The sequence below is a fragment of the Jatrophihabitans lederbergiae genome (assembly GCF_031845305.1).
Classification (GTDB): Bacteria; Actinomycetota; Actinomycetes; order Mycobacteriales; family Jatrophihabitantaceae; genus Jatrophihabitans_A; species Jatrophihabitans_A lederbergiae.
On record NZ_JAVREH010000019.1, the window covers coordinates 22648 to 36187 of the forward strand.

At 70.5% G+C, this 13540-nt stretch carries 12 protein-coding genes; 3 read left to right on the forward strand and 9 right to left on the reverse strand.

Annotated features, from left to right (window positions below; translation table 11 throughout):
* Positions 1–16 precede the first annotated feature (16 nt).
* The 5 genes from RM423_RS14150 to RM423_RS14170 form a co-directional block, all read right to left on the reverse strand.
* The gene (locus tag RM423_RS14150) at positions 17–1012 is read right to left on the reverse strand and encodes a glycosyltransferase (protein ID WP_311423683.1); all 996 of its coding nucleotides are present in this window, start codon (positions 1010–1012) and stop codon (positions 17–19) included.
* A complete protein-coding gene (locus RM423_RS14155; protein ID WP_311423684.1) occupies positions 1009–2055 on the reverse strand; it encodes a glycosyltransferase family 9 protein in 1047 nt (348 codons plus the stop codon). The genes RM423_RS14150 and RM423_RS14155 overlap by 4 nt, the downstream gene beginning before the upstream one ends.
* Entirely contained in the window at positions 2052–3590 is a 1539-nt protein-coding gene (locus RM423_RS14160; RefSeq protein WP_311423685.1) for an HAD-IIIA family hydrolase, read from the reverse strand. Before RM423_RS14160 ends, RM423_RS14155 begins: the two co-directional genes overlap by 4 nt.
* The gene (locus RM423_RS14165; RefSeq protein WP_396327722.1) at positions 3587–5236 is read right to left on the reverse strand and encodes a carbamoyltransferase family protein; all 1650 of its coding nucleotides are present in this window, start codon (positions 5234–5236) and stop codon (positions 3587–3589) included. The genes RM423_RS14160 and RM423_RS14165 overlap by 4 nt, the downstream gene beginning before the upstream one ends.
* A gap of 201 nt (positions 5237–5437) precedes the next feature.
* Positions 5438–6412 carry an NAD-dependent epimerase/dehydratase family protein gene (locus RM423_RS14170; RefSeq protein ID WP_311423687.1) on the reverse strand — a complete coding sequence of 325 codons (975 nt, stop codon included), beginning with the start codon at positions 6410–6412 and terminating at the stop codon, positions 5438–5440.
* Positions 6413–6600: 188 nt separating this feature from the next.
* On the opposite strand from RM423_RS14170, the gene RM423_RS14175 reads away from it, so the two are divergent.
* Positions 6601–6822, forward strand: a complete 222-nt coding sequence (locus tag RM423_RS14175; protein WP_311423688.1) for a DUF6480 family protein — start codon at positions 6601–6603, stop codon at positions 6820–6822.
* 67 nt (positions 6823–6889) lie between these two features.
* On the opposite strand, the gene RM423_RS14180 is transcribed toward RM423_RS14175, so the two are convergent.
* Positions 6890–8590, reverse strand: a complete 1701-nt coding sequence (locus tag RM423_RS14180; protein ID WP_311423689.1) for a phytoene desaturase family protein — start codon at positions 8588–8590, stop codon at positions 6890–6892.
* A gap of 151 nt (positions 8591–8741) precedes the next feature.
* Between RM423_RS14180 and RM423_RS14185 the strand changes: the two genes are divergently transcribed.
* Positions 8742–9926: a zinc-dependent alcohol dehydrogenase gene (locus RM423_RS14185; RefSeq protein WP_311423690.1), complete on the forward strand. Its 1185-nt coding sequence runs from the start codon at positions 8742–8744 to the stop codon at positions 9924–9926.
* A gap of 50 nt (positions 9927–9976) precedes the next feature.
* Here the strand turns inward: RM423_RS14185 and RM423_RS14190 are convergent, their stop codons facing one another.
* Genes RM423_RS14190 through RM423_RS14200 form a run of 3 tightly spaced genes read right to left on the reverse strand, consistent with a single transcriptional unit; the run spans position 9977 to position 12609 of the window.
* The gene (locus RM423_RS14190; RefSeq protein ID WP_311423691.1) at positions 9977–11026 is read right to left on the reverse strand and encodes an NAD(P)/FAD-dependent oxidoreductase; all 1050 of its coding nucleotides are present in this window, start codon (positions 11024–11026) and stop codon (positions 9977–9979) included.
* Positions 11023–11538, reverse strand: a complete 516-nt coding sequence (locus RM423_RS14195; RefSeq protein WP_311423692.1) for an isoprenylcysteine carboxyl methyltransferase family protein — start codon at positions 11536–11538, stop codon at positions 11023–11025. The genes RM423_RS14190 and RM423_RS14195 overlap by 4 nt, the downstream gene beginning before the upstream one ends.
* A 6-nt stretch (positions 11539–11544) precedes the next feature.
* Positions 11545–12609 carry a type III polyketide synthase gene (locus RM423_RS14200; protein ID WP_311423693.1) on the reverse strand — a complete coding sequence of 355 codons (1065 nt, stop codon included), beginning with the start codon at positions 12607–12609 and terminating at the stop codon, positions 11545–11547.
* 47 nt (positions 12610–12656) lie between these two features.
* Between RM423_RS14200 and RM423_RS14205 the strand changes: the two genes are divergently transcribed.
* Positions 12657–13484, forward strand: coding sequence for a UbiA family prenyltransferase (locus RM423_RS14205; RefSeq protein WP_311423694.1), 828 nt, complete (start codon positions 12657–12659; stop codon positions 13482–13484).
* Positions 13485–13540: the final 56 nt, after the last annotated feature.

The following is a 13540-nucleotide window of genomic DNA, read 5'->3' on the forward strand; positions in this document are numbered from 1 at the left end:
CTCGTCCGATCACTGCTCATCCGATCACTCCGTTCAACACCTTGTCCCAGTCGGACAAGAACCGGGGCAGCCCGTATCGCTCCAGCGCCGCGGCTCGCGCCACCGCACCGGCCGCACGTGCCGCATCGGGGTCGTTGAGAAACAACTGGAATCCGGCGATCAGCCGGTCCAGGTCGGTGGTGAGAATCCCCACTCCGGCCGGTACGGCCTCGACCGCCTCGGTCGAGGCGACAGCCACCACCGGCATCGCCAGCTGCATCGCCTCGATCAGGCTCAAGCCCAGGGACGTCCACCGCATCGGATGCAGGTAGACCCGCCGCCTGGCCAGCTCCGTGTGCATCTGGTCCTGGGTTGTCAGATCCTCATACCCGACCAGGGAATCCGCCGTCAGGGCATGCGCTCGCCCGACGCCCCGTCCGGCCTGCTCTTCGACAAAGGCCTTGGCCCTCATGCCGAACACGTCGACCGGACCGGCCGCGGCGAATCGCGGCACCAGGTCCGCGCCGACGATCCGGCCGCGGCGCCCCGCCTCGTTCACGACGACGGCACCGCGGGCCAGCTCGCCGGTGTAGCGGTTGCCGGGATCGACGACTCCGTGCTCGATGACGTGGGTGGGCGCGATCCCGTTGTCCCAGAACAGCTCGTTGAAATGCGTGACGTGCACGAGCGGAACATCGCGGCGGTCAGCCAGCAGGTGGCGCTGGGTGCAGGGCCTCTCGTCCGGAGCGTTGTGTTCCAGATACACCGCGGGAAGATCGCGCCCCGGGGTCCGCCGCAACCAGCGTTCCACCAGCTGAAGCTCGTGCGGGCGCTGCAGCACCACCACGTCGAAGTCCTGGTCAGCGAGCTGCTCGGGCGGCAGCTCGGTGACCGATCCCGGCCACGTCCAGGTCCGGGCCCGGCCGACACCGTCCGGACCGCGATCGGGCAGCACCGGCACCACGTACTCGTGGGACCCCTGGACGAACGCAGTCATCCAGCTGCCGTGCACATGCCACAGCAGGATCCTCATGCGCTCATCTCCTCAGCAGGTAGCGGACTGCCGGCAAGTGCCTGCACCGTACGGACGATCTCCTGCGACGACACGGAATTCAGGCACGAATGACCGGCTACCGGGCACACGACGCTGCGGGTCTCCCGGCAGGCTGCCTGCTGATCGCCCAGCACGGACACCGCGACGCCGTACGGTGCCCACCTGGACGCCGGCACCACGGGCGAGAACAACGAGACCACCGGCGTGCCCACTGCCGCGGCCAGGTGGGCGGGACCGGTGTTGGCGACGACCACGGCGGCGGCGCAGCGCAGCACTGCGGCCAGCGCGGGCAGGTCCAGCGCTCCGGCGAGGTCCAGCGCGGTCGCACCGGAGGCAGCCGCCGCCAGCCGCGCGGTGAGTTCCCGCTCGGACGTGCTTCCGGTGATCGCGACAGGCCATCCGGCGCGGGTCAGCGCCGTCACGGTCTCGGCCCAGCGCTCGTCGGGATAGGCCCTGGCGGGCGCGGTGACCCCGGGATGCACCACGAGGAAGCGTGCGGGCAGGCCCAGCTCGACGGTCGGCAGCGGACCGGCGACCGCGAGCCTGCCGTCGTCGAAGGGCGCGAGCTCGAAGCCGGCCGCGCGGGCGATTTCGAGCATCCGTACCGGTTCCGGGCCGTCACCCGGATCGGGAATCCGCTGGTCCAGCAGTGAACCGGGATAGTCCGAACTGCAGGCGAAGATGGCCGGCACGCCGGCGAGACGCAGCAGCAACGCGGTCGGCAGCGCGGACTGGTGGAACGACGTGAGGATCAGCGCCCGATCGAGGCCCAGGCCCGCGATCAGGGCGGTCAACCCGGCAATGTCGGCGGGCGTCACGGGCGGGGCCGGATTGAGAATCCAGGGGCACGCCCATACCAGCACCTCGTCGACGCCGGGCAGCAACCGGGCGGCCGCCGCGCCGAGCGGGCCGGTCAGCAGCGTGACCCGGCTCGAGCCTGCCGCGACGGCCCGCACCGCCGGGCCGGAGATCAGCACATCGCCCATGCTGTCCAGGCGCACCACCAGTGTGTGACCCGTCATGTTCGGGTCACCGCGAGCAGCAGGTCGACCGCCTCGTTCAACGTGCCCGCGTACACCGTCGCGGCAGCGACCTCAGCCGGCACCGTCGCGGCAGCGACCTCAGCCGGCAAAGTCGTCGCGGTGGGAACCAGGATTCCGCGGGCGCCCGCCGCGGCGGCAGCGCCGGTATCCGAGCCGATGTCGCCGATGACGACGCAGTTCCGAACGTCCACGCCGAGCCGCGCGGCGGCCTGGTTCACCAGCCCCGGAGCCGGCTTGCGGCACCAGCAGCCGGCGTCCTTGCTGTGCGGGCACACGAACCAACCGTCGAATGGCCCGAGGAGTTCCTCGATGCGGGCGTTCACCGCGTCGACCTGCTCGGCGGTGATGAGCCCGCGAGCGATCCCCGACTGGTTGCTGACGACGGCGATCGGAATCCCCGCATTGCGCAGCCGGTCCAGCGCCAGTCGAGCGCCCGGCATCGGCGATACCCTTTCCGGGTCGCCGTTGTACGGCACGTCGATAACGATTGTCCCGTCCCGGTCGAGCAACACCGCGGCCGGCCGGCGTGGGCCGCGGCGGACGCGGCGGTGCCGATGGATGCCGGCGACCCAGTGCGAGGACGCCAGGGGTGGAATCACCAGGCTGGTGCTGGCCATTCTCGCTACCTCGGCCAGGTCACGCGGACCGGGCTTGATGCGCAGCCAGGCGAACTCCGCGCTGCTGGCGGCCCAGGCGACGCCGGTAATTGCCGCCAGCCTGCGACGGCGCTCGAGCGAGGCGAGCACCGTGACGAGCAGTGCCGAGGTCGCGAACAGGTGCTGTGGGCGCCGGCCCAGCGACGCGTCGGCCCGACGGCGCCAGCCCCGGCCGTGCAGCCGCCGCATCAACACGTCGTCGGCGTTGCCGCGCTGCTGCGCCGCGCTGGCCCACCAGCCGGCCGGCCGCACCGGATGGGTGGTGCGGCGCTCTCCCTGGCTGAGCAGGTAACCGAGGTCCAGCACCCGCAGGGCAAGGTCGGCGTCCTCGCGGAAGGCGCGGGGAAACTGCTCGTCGAAGCCGCCGAGCCGGCGCAGCACCGAAAGCCGGTACGCCATGTCGGCGGTGATCCAGCGCGCGGACGACAAACCCGCGGTGCCACGCTCCCAGTCGTTGGGACGCCGATCCGCCGGCAGCGGCACGTCGATCCGTCCCTGCACACCGCCCATCACGTCCGGCGCGTCGGACAGGTCATCAGCCACGTCAGACATCCAGGTGCGGCTGACGACCACGTCGTCGTCGAGGAACACCACCCACTCGGTGTCACACTCGCGCCAGCCGGCGTTGCGAGCCGCGGCCGGCCCACGACCTCCGGTGCGGAGCAGCTTCACCGGCACGTCGGCGATGTCGGCGAGGTTCAGACCAGCGGCGGCGTCCCGGCGGTCATCCACGAGATAGATCGTGGGCAGCTCGACCGATGCGGTTTGTGCTGATTCCACAAGGCTGTTGAGCAACACGGCCAGGGACGGGCGACCGACAGTGGGAACGACGATGCTGTAGCGAGCCCCCGGGCTCATCGACCACTGCCGAGAGCGGGCCTGCGCACCGCGAACGGCCCGATGGCCAGCAGATCGACGGGGGTCGACCCGAAGCACTCCAGAGCGTCCATCGGTGAGTCCACCATCGGCCGTCCCGCCGTGTTCAGGCTGGTGTTGACGACCACCGGCAGGCCGGTCTGCTGCTCGAAGGACTGCAGCATCCGGGCCACCAGCGGCTCGTCGGCCGGGTCGACGGTCTGGATTCGGGCGGTGCCGTCGACGTGCACCACGGCCGGAATCCGCTGCTGCCACTCAGGTGCGACGTCGTGCACGAACAGCATGTACGGCGAGGGCATCGGTCCGCCGGAGAACAGCTCGGACGCCCGCGAGGCCAGCACCATCGGCGCCACCGGGCGGAACTGCTCCCGACCCTTGACGTCGTTGAGCCGCTGCAGGTTCGCCTCTCGGCCAGGGTGGGCCATCAGGGAGCGGTGGCCGAGTGCGCGCGGGCCGTACTCGCTGCGGCCCTGGACCCAGGCGACGATGCTGTCGTCGGCAAGCGCCGTGGCAACGTCCTGAGCGATGTCGGCGGGCCGGTCAAACGGCAGCCTGGCGGTGCGCAGCACCTGCTCGATCTCGTCGTCGGACCAGCCCCGTCCGAGGTCCGCGCCGGTGAACGGGGCCATCGGGTCACCGAGGTCCTGCGCCGCGCTCAGGGCGCCGCCCAGCGCGGTCCCGGCGTCACCGGCGGCCGGCTGCACCCACACCTGCTCGAACGGGCTGTCCCGCCAGAGCTTGGTGTTCGCGACGCAATTCAGCGCGACGCCGCCGGCGAGCGCGAGGTTGCGGCTGCCGGACTGCTCGTACAGCCAGGTGGCGAGGTCGTGCAGCACCTCTTCGAGCACCGCCTGCAGGCTCGCGGCGAGGTCGGCGTGCTCGGGCCCCCAGGGCTGGGCGGGCTCGCGCTTCTTGGTGAGCACGTCCCATTCGACACCCACGGTACGAAAACCCCCGTCACCGGTGGCGTGCACATGCTGACGCAGGTAGTCCAGGTGTCGCGGTTTGCCATACGAGGCAAGGGCCATCACCTTGTACTCGTCCGAGCTGCGCAGAAAGCCCAGGTGCTGCGTGCCGTCCTCGTAGAGCAATCCGAGGGAGTGCGGCAGTTGCTGGCTGTACAGGGTCTGCAGGTTGCCGCCCGAGTACACCCCGGCCAGGTGGCTGTGCTGCTCGCCGCGGCCGTCGAGCACCAGCACCGCGCAGTCGCCGCCGAAGGGAGCGGCCAACCCGGCGGATGCGGCGTGTGCAACGTGATGCGGCACGAACCGGACCTTCGACGGGTCGAGCCCGGGCAGCGCCGTCGCGAGGAAGTCCGGCGCGGTGACCGCGTACCGGTGCCGCAGCTCGTCCCACGGGTCGAACACACCGAGCTCGGCCGGCGCCAGGTGCAGGCTGGGATCGAAGGAGTACGTGATCGCGTCGAGGTCTTCGGGCCGCAACCCGGCACTGTCGAGGCACCAGGCCGCCGCCAGCTCAGGAAGTTCCCAGGCCGCGAACGGAACCGGCCTTTTCCCGTGCTTGCGCCTGCTGAAACGCTCTTCTTCCGCGGCGGCCGAGATCCGGCCGTCGACCAGGAGGGCGGCGGCCGGGTCATGGTAAAGAGCGTTGATGCCGAGGATGCGCATGCTGGTCGCCATAACTTCCGATGTCCATTACGGCAGCGGCAGACGGCGATGACCCGGCGGGACTGCACACCCGCGAAGGCCGATCGGTCGCTGCCTGTCGGTCGACGCGACCGAGTAATACTGCCGTAGCTGCCTGTCCAGCTTCGAAGCGACTCTATGCGGAGAAGTGCTTTTACGCCAGCATCCGAAGAGAAGCGCTTCTCACACCGACCTTGCGGCCGCGAGTGCTTCTATGGTGCGGTTTAACCCGTCTTGCCAGGTCACCAGCGGGCGCCAGCCGAGTTCACGCTCGATCAGGGCAGTGTCCGGACGACGCACCATCGGATCGTCGACAGGCCGTGGAACGAAGTCGATTCGCGATCCGGAACCGGTTGCCGCGACCACATGCTGAGCCAGTTCCAGCACCGTCATCTCGTCCGGGCTGCCCACGTTGACCGGTCCCGGTAGTTGGCTGGCGGCGACCGCGATAATGCCGCGCACGGTGTCGTCGACGAAGCATACCGAGCGGGTCTGGCTGCCGTCCCCGGCGACCGTGACCGGCGCCCCGTCCAGCGCCTGCTGCACGAACGTCGGTATGGCACGGCCGTCGTCCAGGCGCATTCGCGGACCGTAGGTGTTGAAGATGCGTACGATCGCGGTGTCGACCTCATGGGTCGTGCGGTAGGCCATGGTGAGTGCCTCGGCGAACCGTTTCGCCTCGTCATAGACACCGCGCGGTCCGACCGGGTTCACGTGACCCCAGTAGGTTTCCGGCTGCGGGTGCACCTGCGGGTCGCCATAGGTTTCAGAGGTGGATGCCAGCAGAAAACGAGCACCCTTCTCTTTCGCCAGGCCCAGCGCGTGCAGCGTGCCGATGCTGCCGACCTTCATCGTTTCGATCGGCAGCCGCAGGTAGTCAGCGGGTGACGCGGGAGAGGCGAAGTGCAGTACGAGGTCGACCGGGCCGGGGACGTGCACGTAATCGGTGACATCGCACTTGATCAGGCGAAAGCCCGGCCGGGACCGCAGGTGGGCCACATTGTCCGGCGAGCTGGTCAAGAAGTTGTCCAGGCACGTCACGTCGGTGCCGGCCGCGAGCAGTTCGTCACACAGGTGGGAACCGAGAAAGCCCGCGCCCCCGGTCACCACGGCGTGGTGGAAGACCGGTGATCCGGAACGAACGGAATTCTCGCGCATGGCCTGCCTATCGCTGAGAACGCTGGGGTTCAGCGGACTCAGCAGACACGATGACCTCGCACCGTGTCAACCGACGGTGATTTCGACTGCGAGGCAAGCCGGGCGGGCGGGTAGATTCGCCCGTGGGCGCGCCATGCCACGCCTGAGCCGTCTGAACAATCAGCGGTTGTCCTGAAGGCAGGTTCTCGATGACGTCACCCGATCCCGATCCGGCCGACACCCCCGGCCTCGAACCCGGTGGCGGCGTTCCGCCCGGGGAGACCCCGCCCGGAGAGTCAGCCATCTCAGGGCTGTCCCACCAGGAGGCTCCGCCCGGACGCGTGATCACGCCTGTTGCCCTTGCGATCATTGGGACAATCGTGCTGCTGGTTGTCCTCTACGTGCTGGCGCGCGCGATCTCGCTCTTCTAGAAGCGTTCTCTTCCGGCCGGCTCTGTTCCAGCCAGCTCTGTTCCAGCCAGCTCTGTTCCGGACGCCGCTAGCGCCGGGTGGCATCGACCTCGGCGGTGTCGGGCACAGCCGGCACGGCGGGCATCGCCGTCGAGCGGTCCGGCCCGTAGATCCGGCTCAGCGCCGTCCGCGTCAGGTAACGCCGGGCGCCACCGAGCGCTCCGGCGCGGGCCAGCGCGGCGTGCGCGGCATTGGACCCGGGAGCGCCGTGCACGCCACCACCCGGGTGAGCCGACGATCCGGCCAGGAACAGCCTGTCGATCGGCGTGGACGCCCCCCCCAGCCCGGGCACCGGACGGAAGATGAGCTGCTGGTGCAGTTGCGCCGTGCCGCCGTTGACGGTGCCGCCCACCAGTGACGGGTCCTCTTCCTCGATCTTTCCCGGTGACTGGACGTACCGGCCGACCACCCGATCTCCGAACCCCGGGGCGTGCCGCTCCAGCGTCCGCTCCACCAGGGCGACATGGTCGGCGACCATCTCGTCGGTGTGCTCGACGCCGGGCGGCAGGTGGGTGTAGGCCCACGCCGACTCGGTGCCCTCGGGGGAACGGCTCGGGTCCGACGTCGTCATCTGGCCGAAAAGCAGGAAGGGCCGGTCCGGAACCCGCCGGGTCGCCAGGTCCGCGGCGTAGTCGGTCAGGCCGTCCAGGTCGACGCCCAGGTGCACGGTGCCGGCGCCGGCCGCCTCGGCGGCGGTCCACGGAACGGGTGTGCGCAGCGCCCAGTCGATTTTCAGGGTGGGCAGGTCCCACTGGAAATTGCGCAGATCGGCGACGAACCGCGCCGGCAACCGGGACTCCCCCACCAGCTCGCGGAACAGGATCGGTGCCGTCACATCGGCGAGCACCGCCTGCCGCGCCCGGATCACCTCACCGCCCCGGAGCCGGACACCGGACGCGCGGCCACCCTCGATCAGGATCGATTCCACCGGGCTCTCGAAGCGGACCGAGCCGCCGATGCTGCGCAGCCGATTGCCGAGGGACTCGGTCAGCCTGCCAGCACCGCCCACCGGCACCGGAAAGCCGTAGCTCTGCCCCAGCATGGCGAGCAGCCAGCCGTACACCGCACTGCCGGCACCGTCCGGTGGCAGGTCCGCGTGCAGGGCGTTGCCGGCCAGCAGCATCGGGCCACCCACCCCGTTGAAGCGCTCCTCACCGAACCGGCGCACCGGCAGGGCCGCCAGCCGCGCCATCCGCAGGGCCCCCGCCACGCCGAGCGTCCGGGCGAGACGCTGGACGGGCATCAGAGCGGGCAGCGGATGCAGCAGGGCATCCAGCACGGGCTGCCGGATCTGCTCCCACTCCTCGTGCATCCGGATCCAGGCGTCGCCGTCGCCGGCCGCGAACTTGTCCACCGACGCCGCCGTCGCCTGGACATCGCGGGACAGCCGGGCCGAGGAGTCGTCCGGGAACACATGGGTGACCACGGCCGGGGCGTGCGTCCAGCTCAGCCCGTGCTTGTCCAGGTCCAGGGCATTGATGACCGGGGACGCCGCGGCCAGCGGGTAGAACGCGCTGAACAGGTCCGACAGGTAGCCCGGCGTGGTGACCTCCGCCGAGCGCACGGCACCGCCCAGGTGCGGCGTCGCCTCGCAGACGACGACATCCCAGCCGGCGTCGGCAAGCAGGTTGGCGGCCACCAGGCCGTTGTGGCCGGCGCCGATGACGACAGCGTCCGGTACATCGTCTCCGCGGGTCGGCGTGCCGGCGCGGTTGGGTCCAGTCTTCATCGCTCGACCGTACCGCCGCTCATGCTTTACTGGGCGAGCGTCCGGCTGAGCGACAGTGAGTGACGCGAGATCTCGTTCCGCCCGCAGCGGCGTGACGTTCCGCCATCGGCCGGCTGTGGCGGGCCGATGGATCGCCACTGGAGGGCACCCAATGAAAGCACTGACCTGGCAGGGAAACCAGAACGTCAGCGTCGAGGACGTTGCCGACCCGGTGATCCAGCAGCCGACGGACGCGATCATCCGGGTGACGTCGACCGCGATCTGCGGCTCCGACCTGCACCTGTACGGCGTGCTCGGCCCGTACCTCAAGCCCGGTGACGTCCTCGGTCACGAGGCGATGGGCATCGTCGAAGAGGTCGGGCCGGAGGTGTCGCACATAGCGGCCGGTGACCGGGTGGTCATTCCCTTCAACATCTCGTGCGGGCACTGCTGGATGTGCGAGCGCGGCCTGTTCGCCCAGTGCGAGACGACGCAGATGCGCTCGCAGGGCAAGGGCGCGCAGCTGTTCGGCTACACGTCGCTGTACGGCTCGGTTCCCGGCGGCCAGGCCGAGTACCTGCGCGTGCCGCAGGCCCAGTTCGGCCCCATCAAGGTGCCGGTCGGCCCGCCGGACGAGCAGTTCCTGTACCTGTCCGACATCCTGCCCACCGCGTGGCAGGCGGTCGCCTATGCCGACGTGCCGAAGGGCGGCACCCTTGCCGTGCTCGGGCTGGGTCCGGTGGGGCAGTTCTGCGTCCGGGTGGCCAGACACCTCGGCGTTGAAAGGGTGATCGGCATCGACCGGGTGCCCGGCCGGATGGCCCTGGCCCGGGAGTTCGGCGCGGAGACGATCGATCTGGACAGTGTCGACGACCTGGCCACCGAGTTGATCGACCGGGTGAACGGCCGCGGGCCGGACTCGGTCATCGATGCGGTAGGCATGGAGGCGCACGGCAACGCGGGCGTCGGCCTCGCACAGAAGATGACCGGGCTACTGCCCGACGCGATCGCGCAGAAGGTCACTGACCGGGCCGCGCTGGACCGGCTCGACGCGCTGCACGCCGCCCTCAAGGCGGTCCGCCGGGGCGGCACGGTGTCGGTCAGTGGCGTCTATGGCGGCGAGATCGACCCGATGCCGATGATGGAGATGTTCGACCGCGGCGTCCAGCTACGGATGGGGCAGGCACACGTCCGGCGGTGGACCGACGAGATCCTGCCGCTGGTACTGGACGAATCCGACCCGCTCGGCACCAAGCGGCTGGCCACCCACCGGCTACCGCTGGCCCAGGCGGCGAGCGCGTACGAGATGTTCCAGAAGAAAGAGGACGGCTGCGTCAAGGTGGTGCTCAAACCGTAAAGCCGCCCGATCACGGGAAAGCCACTCGTTCACCGGGAAAGCCACGATCATCATCCGGAAAGCTGCCGTACCACGCCTTGGAACAGGGCCGGCACCCGTTCGGCCAGCGGAACGATCGCGCCGCGCACCCGCGGAATGGCGGTGGCCCGCAGCAGCGAGCCGGTGATCGCCCGGTACCGCCGGGAGGACCGCCGCCATTCGGATTCGTACCGGTCGGGGCGGTCCTCGGCCAGGCACTGGGCCAGCCGCCGGCCGCTGTCCAGGCCGACCGCGATGCCGTCGCCGGTCAGGGCGTCGACGTAGCCCGCGGCGTCGCCGACCAGCAGCACCCGGCCGGCCACCCGGCGGGACGCGGTCTGACGCAGCGGTCCGGCTCCCATCACCCGCGAGCCGGTCGCGTCCGAGATTCGCTCGACGAGGTCAGGGAAATCCCGTAGCTGCTCATCGAACGGGGTGCGGTGCGAGGACAGGATCGCCACGCCGACCAGCCCGTCGCCGACCGGCGTCACATATGCCTCGGACGCGGCGCCCCAGTGCACCTCGATGTAGTTCGTCCAGGGCGCCATCTCGAAATGCCGCCGCTGGCCCCACCGGCGAGCGCTCGGATCGGTGTTCCGCACCAGGTTCATCGACCGGCGGACGCCGGAGTGCAAGCCGTCGGCCGCGACGAGATACCGGGCGCTCAATCCGCAGGCGCGGACGCCGTGCCGATCCTGGACGATGTCGGTGACCGTGCCGCACACCACCGGTATCGCGTGCTCGTCGACGGTCGCGCGCAGCGCCCGTTGCAGCTCGGTGCGCCGCACTCCCCTGCCGAAACCGTTGCGAAAGGGCGCCTCGGCGGTCCGGTCGCCGTCGCGGTAACGGATGCCGTGCACGTCCTGGCCGAGCGGGTTCACACCGAGTTCGGCCAGCACCCGCACCGCCCCAGGCATCAACCCCTCGCCGCAAGCCTTGTCCATCGGTCCCTGCCGCGGCTCGACGACGGTCACCGTCAGCCCGGCGGCGTGTACGTGCAGCGCCGTCGCCAGGCCGATAGGACCGCCGCCGGCCACCAGCACGTCGCTCACCAGCACGTCGCTCACGGGCACGTCGCTCACGGGGTTGCCAGCTGCGACAGCGCCCGGTTCTCGATTCCGATCCGGACTCTCATCAGCACCGCGTTGAGCACCGTGAAGACCACGGCCGTCAGCCACGCCGAGTGCGTCAGCGGCAGCGCGATGCCCTCGGCGGCAACGGCGACATAGTTGGGGTGGCTGAGGAACCGGTACGGGCCGCCGGTGATCCGGGGCGCGCCCGGCACGATCACCACCTTGGTGTTCCACTGGTGGCCCAGGGTCGAGATGCACCACCAGCGCAGCCCCTGCGCGGCCAGCACCACCACGAACATGGTCCAGCCGAGCGCCGGCACGAACGGCCGGTGGGCCAGCCAGGTCTCGAGCAGGCACGCCGCCAGCAGGCCGACGTGCAGCACCACCATGAACGGGTAGTGCCCGGCACCGAACTCCGTTCCGGAACGGGCTTTGCTCCACGCCAGATTGCGGCGCGCGACCACCAGCTCGGCCAGCCGTTCCAGGCCGACCGCCAGTACCAGCAGGACGTAGGGCAGCATGGCCGCCTACCAGCTCAGCAGTACGAGTTCACTGCAGAAGCCCGGCCCCATCGCCATCAGCACGCCGGGGCTGCCGTCTGCGAAGGACCGCTTGTTCAGGGTGTCGGCGAGGACGTGCAGCACCGAGGAAGACGAGAGGTTGCCGATCTCGGCGAGCGAGCGCCAGGTCAGTTCCAGCGCCTGCGGGTCCAGGTCCAGCACCGACTCGATCGCCTCGATGACCTTGGGGCCGCCGGGATGGCACACCCAGCCCGCGACGTCGGACAGTTCCAGCTGGTGCGAGGCCAGAAACGATCCGACGTCCTCGCCCAGATACCGCTCAACGAGGTCGGGCACCCCAGCCCCCAGCACGATCTTGAGCCCCGTCTCGCGGACGTCCCAGCCCATCGTGTCCGAGGTGTCGGGATACAGGTGCGAGCGCGAGTCCACCACCCGCGGCCCCTGGGAGCCGAGCCGGCGGGCCCGGTCCGCGCCGAGGGCCACCACTGCGGCCGCGCCGTCGCCGAAGAGGCCGCTGGCGACCATGTTGGCGATCGACAGGTCCCCGCGCTGCAGGGTCAGCGAGCACAGCTCGGCCGACACCAGTACGGCCACCTCGTCCGGATGGCCGAGCAGGTAGTCGTGCAGCCGCGCGATGCCGGCCGCCCCGGCCACGCAGCCGAGCCCGAACAGCGGGAGCCGCTTGACGTCCGGGCGCAGCCCCACCATCGCGGCGATCCGAGCGTCGATGGAGGGCGCCGCCACGCCGGTCACCGTCGTGAAGAGAATGAGGTCGACGTCCGAGGCAGCCAGCCCCGCCTCTTCCAGCGCCGCGCTCAACGCCTCGGCACCGAGAACGGTGGCATGCGAGATGAAGGCGTCGTTGCGCGCACCGAACTGCTCCAGCGCCAGGCAGTCCTCGATGGGCAGGGCGGTGTACCTGGTGTTCACCTTGGCGTTCTGGTGGAATCTGCGCACCATGGCGCGCTCGCGGTCTGTCGTCGCGCACTGCGTGGCGAATGCTTCGGTGATGGTCTGCTGGTCGTAGCGGTGCCGGCCGAGGACTCCGCGGGCCGCCGCGATCGTGGTCATGGCACTCAGCTTAGGTCGGGCTGCCGGTCCCCGCCTATGCTCGGGCGATGGGGTCGAGGGCGCTCGGGCTGGCGCGCGCGTGCCATCCCGGCCCGGCGGTCGCTGTCACGATTCTCGGCGGCGTGCTGTTCGCCTCGGCCGGCAACACGGCGGTCCGGACCCTGCTGGGAGTGCTCGCGGTGCTCACCGGGCAGCTGTCCATCGGCTGGTCCAACGACCTGGTCGACGGCGCCCGGGACACCGCGGTGGGACGGGTCGACAAGCCGCTGGCGGCCGGTGAGATCGATCGGACGCTGCTCGGCCGGGCCGTCCTGCTCGCGCTCGTCGTCACGGTTCCCGCGTCGCTGGCGCTCGGCTGGCGGGCCGGCCTGGTGCACCTGGTCGCGGTGGCCAGCGGCTGGCTCTACAACCTGTGGCTGAAGTCCACGCCGGCGTCGCCACTGCCCTATCTGGTCGCCTTCGGCGCCCTGCCAGCCATCGCGACCCTGGCGCTGCCCGAGCCACGCTGGCCGTCGGCGCTGCTGCTGCTCGCCGCGGGGCTGATCGGCGCGGGCGCCCATTTCGGTAACGTGCTGCCCGACCTTCCCGACGACGTGGCGACCGGAGTGCTGGGCCTGCCGCACCGGATCGGCGGCCCGGCCTCGGCGGTCAGCGCGGCGGTGCTGGTGCTGGCGGCCACCGCGCTGGTGCTGCTCGGCCCCGGGCATCGTTCCGTCCTCAGCGACCTGATCGCGCCGGCTGCGGTCCTCGCCCTGGTTGCCTACGGCCTTCGACCGTCCCTTGCCGTGCGGCGCTCGGCGACCGCCTTTCGCGCGACCATGCTGTGCGCCGCGATCGATGTCGCGCTGATCGCTGTCCGGGGTGGCCTGGGCTAGCCGGGTCGGTTTGTATACCGGCGATTGAGCGGCGCGATTCAAGCGAGAGCGACCAA

What these genes read in the sequence shown, in the direction of transcription:
- RM423_RS14150 (WP_311423683.1), bottom strand. Translation starts at nt 1,012, where the DNA reads ATGAGGATCCTGCTGTGGCATGTGCACGGCAGCTGGATGACTGCGTTC.
- RM423_RS14155 (WP_311423684.1), bottom strand. Translation starts at nt 2,055, where the DNA reads ATGACGGGTCACACACTGGTGGTGCGCCTGGACAGCATGGGCGATGTG.
- RM423_RS14160 (WP_311423685.1), bottom strand. Translation starts at nt 3,590, where the DNA reads ATGAGCCCGGGGGCTCGCTACAGCATCGTCGTTCCCACTGTCGGTCGC.
- RM423_RS14165 (WP_396327722.1), bottom strand. Translation starts at nt 5,236, where the DNA reads ATGCGCATCCTCGGCATCAACGCTCTTTACCATGACCCGGCCGCCGCC.
- RM423_RS14170 (WP_311423687.1), bottom strand. Translation starts at nt 6,412, where the DNA reads ATGCGCGAGAATTCCGTTCGTTCCGGATCACCGGTCTTCCACCACGCC.
- RM423_RS14175 (WP_311423688.1), top strand. Translation starts at nt 6,601, where the DNA reads ATGACGTCACCCGATCCCGATCCGGCCGACACCCCCGGCCTCGAACCC.
- RM423_RS14180 (WP_311423689.1), bottom strand. Translation starts at nt 8,590, where the DNA reads ATGAAGACTGGACCCAACCGCGCCGGCACGCCGACCCGCGGAGACGAT.
- RM423_RS14185 (WP_311423690.1), top strand. Translation starts at nt 8,742, where the DNA reads ATGAAAGCACTGACCTGGCAGGGAAACCAGAACGTCAGCGTCGAGGAC.
- RM423_RS14195 (WP_311423692.1), bottom strand. Translation starts at nt 11,538, where the DNA reads ATGCTGCCCTACGTCCTGCTGGTACTGGCGGTCGGCCTGGAACGGCTG.
- RM423_RS14200 (WP_311423693.1), bottom strand. Translation starts at nt 12,609, where the DNA reads ATGACCACGATCGCGGCGGCCCGCGGAGTCCTCGGCCGGCACCGCTAC.
- RM423_RS14205 (WP_311423694.1), top strand. Translation starts at nt 12,657, where the DNA reads ATGGGGTCGAGGGCGCTCGGGCTGGCGCGCGCGTGCCATCCCGGCCCG.